The 6,883-nt window shown below is 39.2% G+C and carries 6 protein-coding genes; all 6 read left to right on the top strand.

Annotated features, from left to right (window positions below; all coding sequences use genetic code 11):
* The coding region (locus ACI4WO_RS06695; protein ID WP_439806786.1) for a YidC/Oxa1 family membrane protein insertase at positions 1 to 481 on the top strand (481 nt) is incomplete at its 5' end.
* A gap of 45 nt (positions 482 to 526) precedes the next feature.
* Positions 527 to 1,390: an RNA-binding cell elongation regulator Jag/EloR gene (gene jag, locus ACI4WO_RS06690; RefSeq protein WP_439806785.1), complete on the top strand. Its 864-nt coding sequence runs from the start codon at positions 527 to 529 to the stop codon at positions 1,388 to 1,390.
* Positions 1,391 to 1,715: 325 nt separating this feature from the next.
* Positions 1,716 to 3,077, top strand: a complete 1,362-nt coding sequence (gene mnmE, locus ACI4WO_RS06685) for a tRNA uridine-5-carboxymethylaminomethyl(34) synthesis GTPase MnmE (protein ID WP_439806784.1) — start codon at positions 1,716 to 1,718, stop codon at positions 3,075 to 3,077.
* Between the two features lie 50 nt (positions 3,078 to 3,127).
* Positions 3,128 to 5,017, top strand: a complete 1,890-nt coding sequence (gene mnmG / locus ACI4WO_RS06680; protein WP_439806783.1) for a tRNA uridine-5-carboxymethylaminomethyl(34) synthesis enzyme MnmG — start codon at positions 3,128 to 3,130, stop codon at positions 5,015 to 5,017.
* Positions 5,004 to 5,708: a 16S rRNA (guanine(527)-N(7))-methyltransferase RsmG gene (gene rsmG, locus ACI4WO_RS06675; protein ID WP_439806782.1), complete on the top strand. Its 705-nt coding sequence runs from the start codon at positions 5,004 to 5,006 to the stop codon at positions 5,706 to 5,708. The genes mnmG and rsmG overlap by 14 nt, the downstream gene beginning before the upstream one ends.
* A 117-nt stretch (positions 5,709 to 5,825) precedes the next feature.
* Positions 5,826 to 6,671 carry a ParB/RepB/Spo0J family partition protein gene (locus ACI4WO_RS06670; protein ID WP_439806781.1) on the top strand — a complete coding sequence of 282 codons (846 nt, stop codon included), beginning with the start codon at positions 5,826 to 5,828 and terminating at the stop codon, positions 6,669 to 6,671.
* Positions 6,672 to 6,883 lie beyond the last annotated feature (212 nt).

Below are 6,883 nucleotides of genomic sequence, written 5' to 3'. Positions count from 1 at the left end.
GCTTCTGTTTTCTTTATATTCACAGTATAAGTCAAAGCAGATGAATCCTGATATGCCTAATTCCGGCGCTATGAAAATTATCATGCTGGTAATGCCGCTGTTCTCGGTATGGCTTGCTTTTTCAGTGCCTGCCGGTGTTGGTTTCTACTGGATATGGTCTTCTGTATTCTCATTTTTACAGTCTTTCCTTCTTTATGCTTATTTTTCTCCTAAGCGTGTTGAAGCTATAAATGTAAAGCTTAAAGAGAAAAGTAAAAATAAAAAACCCGGACTTATGCAGAGAATGATGGATCAGCAGACTGAACTTATGAAACAGCAGGAACAGGCTAAAAAAGGCGGCAGACCTGATTATAATGCCGCAACTGAGGGTATGTCAAAATCTGAAAGATCACAGTATAACAGACAGCTTATTAACGAAGCAAGAAAACGTATGGCGGAAAAATACGGTGATGAATATACTGAGGAAAATGATGACGAATAGTCTGAAAAATTTCCGTCTTTATGGGCTGAAAGGAGATTGAGAAAAATGGCAGATAATGCAGAAATGGTTCCTATGGACAAATGCGGAATTTTTACGGGGAAATCTATTGATGAAGCTAAAAGAAAGGCGGCTGATGAATTTCAGATCCCCCTTAAAGACATAAGCTTTCGTGTACTGGAAGATGTTAAAAAAGGTCTGTTCGGAAAAATCAAGTCGGAAGCAAGAGTATGGGCAGGTTACAATGAACCTATAGATTTAGGCCCTTCTTACATGGAAGACAAGAGAATTGAAAGAGTTAAAACTGCTAAGCTTAATACATGCAAAAGCTATCTCGAAAAAGTACTTGAAAAAATGGGGATAGACGCTGAAATCAGTATCACAATTATTGATTCGGGTATTTTCGCTGATATTGACAGCAAAGGCTCCGGTGCTGTTATAGGCAGAAGGGGTGAAACCCTTGACGCTTTGCAGTATCTTGCAACTCTGGTTACTAACCGTATTGAGGGTGACTATGTAAGAGTTTCCCTTGACAGCTGCGGTTACAGGGAAAAAAGAGAGGAAACTCTTAAAGGTCTTGCAGAAAAAATCAGTGAAAAGGTTAAAAAATCCGGCAGATCAACTGTTTTAGAACCTATGAACCCTTATGAAAGAAGAATTATTCATTCTACTGTGGCTCAGATTGAAGGTGTTAACTCTAAGTCTATCGGTGAAGAACCTTACAGAAAGGTCGTTATTGCTTCGGATAATCCGAAAAAATACTCAAACCGTAAAAATAATAAAAATCATTCAAATAAAAAGAACGAAGGTCCCCGTTCGCTTGACCTTAAAACAAGCTTTGAAAAGGACTACAAAAAGCCTAAGCCGGAAGATGATATTAATGCCGGTCTTTACGGAAAAATTGAGCTTTGATTTTTACGGGCGGTTATGAAGTTTTCAGACTGTAGAAAAAACTAATTTCAAAGTAAATCAGGGGACGCTTTCACTTGCAAAGCGTCCCCTCTTCCAAAACAGTCCGCAGGACTGATTTTGGAATTTACCCCTTGCAAGGCACTTATTAAGCATAAGAATTTCGCCGTCTGCGGACGACGACCAAAGGACTCCGTCCTCTGGACACCTGCCACTTTTAAAAAAGTGGACAAAACTTTCAGATTAGTTTCTTGCCCTTTTATAATAATTTTCAGACAAAATTCGGGCGGCCTTTTGCCGCCCTTTTAATTTCTAAAGGAGAATTTTTATGTCTACTATCGCCGCAATTGCTACTCCAGACGCTCCAGGAGGAATATCCGTTATAAGAATTTCAGGGGAAAAGGCTCTGGATATTGCAGACAGGATTTTTAAAAATTTCGCCGGAAAGCGTCCGTCGGACATGGACGGTTATACTTGTGCCTATGGTAATATTATATATAATAATGAAATTGTAGATGATGTGGTATTGACTGTATTCAGAAATCCTAAAAGCTATACCGGAGAAGATACTGTTGAAATTTCATGCCATGGTGGAAGATATATTACTAAAAAAATACTTAGAATAATATATAATTCCGGAGCAGTGCCGGCACAGCCAGGTGAATTTACTAAAAGAGCATTTCTCAACGGTAAAATGTCATTGACTCAGGCTGAAGCGGTAATGGATGTTATAAGCTCGTCTGGAGAATGTCAGCTCAGATACGCAAACGCTCTGAAAGAAGGAGCAGTATTCCGCAGAGTAGACGGCATAAAGGAAAAGCTCGTTAACATTCTTGCTGACCTTGCCGCTTGGGCTGATTTCCCGGAAGAGGACGTACCGGAGGTTAGTCCGGAGGTTTTAGGGGCACAGATAGACAGAGTGGTTAAAGATTTAACTAAAACATCTGAAACTTATGACCACGGTCGGATCATAAGAGACGGAATCAATACTGTTATCGCCGGCAGACCTAATGTTGGAAAATCTACACTTATGAATTGTCTTAGCGGATTTCAGAGAAGTATTGTTACTGATATTGCCGGAACCACCAGAGATACAATAGAGGAAAGTGTGCGTTTAGGGTCGCTGACTCTGAGACTTTCGGATACTGCGGGAATCAGAGAAACTGATGATATTATAGAAAGTATGGGCGTTGATATTGCCTATAAAAAAATTGATGAAGCAGATCTTATTCTTGCTGTATTTGATGGTACGGCAGAGCTTGAAAAAAAGGATTTTGAGCTTATAAGCCGTCTTAATGATAAAAATTGCGTAGCCGTTATTAATAAGACTGACGGTGAAAGTAATATTAACAAAGAGTATATCTATAATAATTTTAAACATATAGTTGAAATTTCTGCAAAAAATGAAGAGGGTATAGAAAAGCTTCAGAATATCCTTGAGGATATGTTTTTACATGATGAAAGTGAGGCTGATCAGGGAATTATAGCAAATGAACGCCAGAAAAATTGTATCGACAAGGCACTTGCTGACGTTATTCAGGCAAAGGAAATACTGGGAAACGGTGAAATGCTTGACGCTGTAACGGTGGTTCTTGACAGTGCACTGGACAGTTTAATGGAACTGACAGGGGAGAAGTCCTCTGAAAAAATTATTGATGATGTGTTTTCAAGATTTTGTGTAGGAAAATAATCTTTTATGCTGAAAAATGTTCCACGTGGAACAATTTGTGGAGTTGATTTATGAGTTACTTTATGGGAGAATTTGACGTTGCCGTTGTGGGCGGCGGTCACGCCGGAGTTGAAGCAGCACTTGCTTCCGCAAGACTTGGCTGTAAAACTCTGCTTTTTACAATTTCTCTTGACCAGATTGCCAATATGCCCTGTAATCCGTCAATCGGCGGTACTGCAAAAGGACACCTTGTAAGGGAAATTGATGCTCTGGGAGGAGAAATGGGTAAAGCAGCTGACAAATGCTTTATACAAAGCCGTATGCTTAACAAGGGAAAAGGTCCGGCTGTTCACAGCCTAAGAGTTCAGGCGGACAGAATGAAATATCATGAGTACATGAAAAAAGTGTGCGAAAAGCAAAAAAATCTTTTTATAAAACAGGGTGAAGTCGCACAGATACTGACAGAAAATAAAACTGTCTGCGGACTGCGGACAAAACTTGGTGCTGAATATAAGGTAAAAGCGGTTATAATTGCTACCGGAACTTATCTTAAGGGAAAAATTCACATAGGGGAGGAGTCCTATGAAAGCGGTCCGGACGCTGCTTTGCCTTCCACTTTGCTGTCTGAAAGCCTTATAGAAAATGGAGTTGAAATAAGGCGTTTCAAGACTGGTACTCCTTGCAGAGTACACAAACGCAGTATTGATTTTGATAAAATGGAAAAACAGGATGGTGACAGCCATATTGTGCCGTTTTCTTTTGAAAGTGATCCGGCTGAAATGAAAAATATCGTTTCCTGTTACATAACCTATACAAATCCTGAAACTCACAAGGTTATAATGGATAATCTTGACAGATCTCCTTTATATTCCGGACGTATTCAGGGTGTGGGACCCAGATACTGTCCGTCAATTGAGGACAAAGTAGTCCGGTTTGCTGACAAGGAAAGACATCAGCTTTTTGTTGAACCAATGGGACTTAATACTGATGAATATTATCTCCAGGGCATGTCATCTTCACTTCCGGAGGACGTTCAGCTTAGCTTTCTGCGTACTATAAAAGGTCTTGAAAATGTTGAAATTATGCGTCCGGCGTATGCTATTGAATATGACTGCTGTAACCCTGTGCAGATGAAATCTACTTTGGAATTTAAAAATCTTGAGGGTCTTTACGGTGCCGGACAGTTTAACGGAAGTTCCGGTTATGAAGAAGCTGCCGCACAGGGACTGGTTGCCGGAATAAATGCGGCACTTAAAATACAGGGAAGAGAACCCATGATTTTAGACCGTGCAAGCTCTTATATCGGTACCCTTGTAGACGATCTGGTAACAAAAGGCTGTGCTGATCCATACAGAATGATGACTTCCAGAAGTGAGTACAGACTTGTGCTGAGACAGGACAATGCCGATCAGCGGCTTACTCCAATAGGCTACAAGCTGGGTCTGATTTCAGAAGAAAGATATCAGAAGCTTCTGAAAAAAATATCTGATACTCAAAAGGAAATTGCAAGAGTGAAAAAGCTTAACATTCCGCCTTCTGAGGAGCTTAATAATTTCCTTGTGGAAAAGGCGACTTCTCCGCTTTCTACTGGCTGCAAAATGGCTGATCTTATAAGGCGTCCTCAGCTGGGGTATGACATGCTTAGAAGTTTTGACCCGGAAAGACCTGAACTTGATTTTGAAGTAAGGGAACAGGTTGAATTGCAGATAAAATATGAAGGATATATCGAAAAGCAAATGGAACAGATTGAAATTATGAGAAAAATGGAAGTTAAAAAACTGCCGGAAGATCTGGATTATAGTGTGATTCGTGGGCTTCGTCTTGAGGCTATTGAAAAGCTTAACAAGCATAAACCTGAAAATATTGGTCAGGCTTCAAGAATTTCCGGAGTATCTCCGGCGGATGCTTCAGTTCTGGCAGTGTGGCTGGAACAGCAGGGGAGGTTAAATGGTAAGTTTTAAACAATGCGAGAGTCTGTTTGTTGAAAACGGACTTAATTACTCGGAAAAGCTTCACGAAAAGTTGTCAGTTTACTGTGACTTTTTAATTGAATACAACAAAAAAATCAACCTGACTGCTATTACTGATCCGGAAGAAATATGGGTAAAGCACTTTCTTGACAGTATTTTACTTGATAAATATGTTAATATTCCTGAAAATGCATCTTTTATAGATGTGGGAACTGGGGCAGGTTTCCCGTCTGTACCCCTTAAGCTTTACAGGGAAGATATTCAGATTACGCTTCTGGACAGTCTGAACAAGCGGATTAAATTTCTGGACGAGCTTTGTCAACGACTTGAAATCAAAGCAGTTACTATACATTCCAGAGCAGAGGACGCTGCAAAAAATGCCATATACCGTGAAAAATTTGATGTTGCTGCTGCAAGAGCCGTTGCAGCAATGCCGGTTCTTTCGGAATATTGCATGGGATTTGTAAAAAAAGGCGGTATTTTTGCCGCTATGAAAGGTCCTAATGAAAAGCTTTCTGATTCAAAAAATGCAATTGAAATGCTTGGCGGAAAAGTTTCAGATGAAATCGAATATAAGCTCAATAGTTTTGAACACAGGAAGATATTCATTGTTGAAAAAATATCGCAGACTTCATTAAAATATCCCAGAAACAGCAGTCAAATAAAGAACAAGCCACTTTGAAATAATAAAATATTGCCGTATTTTCCCCTTTTATTAATCTTAAAAGGGGATTTTTTGTGTGGAAATAATTTCCCGTTTGAGTTAAAATTAACTTATCAAAAAGAAAGGAAGTTAAATATGGCAGCATTTTTTACAAAAGAAAAAGAAAAGGAAAAAGAAGAAAACCGGGTAATACAAATCCCTATTGCGGAAATTGTTCCGAATCCTCATCAGCCGAGAACTGAATTTGATTACAATGATATCAGCTCTCTTGCGGAAAGTATTTGTCAGAATGGTATTTTACAGCCGCTTTCTGTACGCAAGCTTGAAAAAGGATACGAGCTTATAGCAGGGGAGAGAAGACTCAGGGCTGCAAAGCTGGTACAGCTGAAATATGTTCCATGCATTATTCTTGATATTTCCGCACGGACAAGTGCGGTGCTTGCACTGGTGGAAAATATTCAGCGTCAGGATCTGTCATTTTTTGATGAAGCAAATGCCATTGAAAAGCTTATAAACTACTATGGAATGACTCAGGAGGATGCAGCAATAAAGCTGGGAAAGGCACAGTCTACAATCGCCAACAAGTTGAGAATACTGAAATTAAGTGACGAGGAAAAGAAACTGATATCAAAATTCAACCTTACTGAAAGACATGCAAGAGCACTTCTCCGTCTGGGCAGCAAAGAAGAGCGTCTGGAGATAATCAACAAAGTTATCAAATATAATCTTAATGTTGAGCGTACTGAACAGGCAATAGATGAATACATAGGCAAGGCAAAGGACAAGGAAAGCTATCGCAAAAGAAGCAAGGTTTTTCAGAATGTGAGGATTTTTGTCAATACTATAAATAAGGCAGTAGAAACCATGAAGGCTGCTGGTATCGCTGCTGATTCTAAAAAAATTCAGAACGAGGACTATATTGAGTATCGTGTAAAAATTCCGATAATGAACGGTGATACAAACTTATTCGAAAAAAAGTAACTTACTTTTTTGAAAAAACCGCTTTTTGAAAAAAGCTTGGCAAAAACTTTTAGACGTGGGTTTCTATTATTCGTTCCATTAAATAAGGCTCGACAACTTACTTTTTGAAAAAAGTAAGACAAAAACTTTCAGACGTGGCTTTCTATTATTCGTTTCCTTAAATAAGGCTCGACAACTTACTTTTTGAAAAAAGTAAGACAAAAACTTTCAGA

Source organism: Porcipelethomonas sp. (assembly GCF_051893655.1).
Classification (GTDB): Bacteria; Bacillota; Clostridia; order Oscillospirales; family Ruminococcaceae; genus Porcipelethomonas.
Note: the sequence above shows the minus strand (reverse complement) of the source record. Positions and strands in the feature narration are given on the sequence as shown.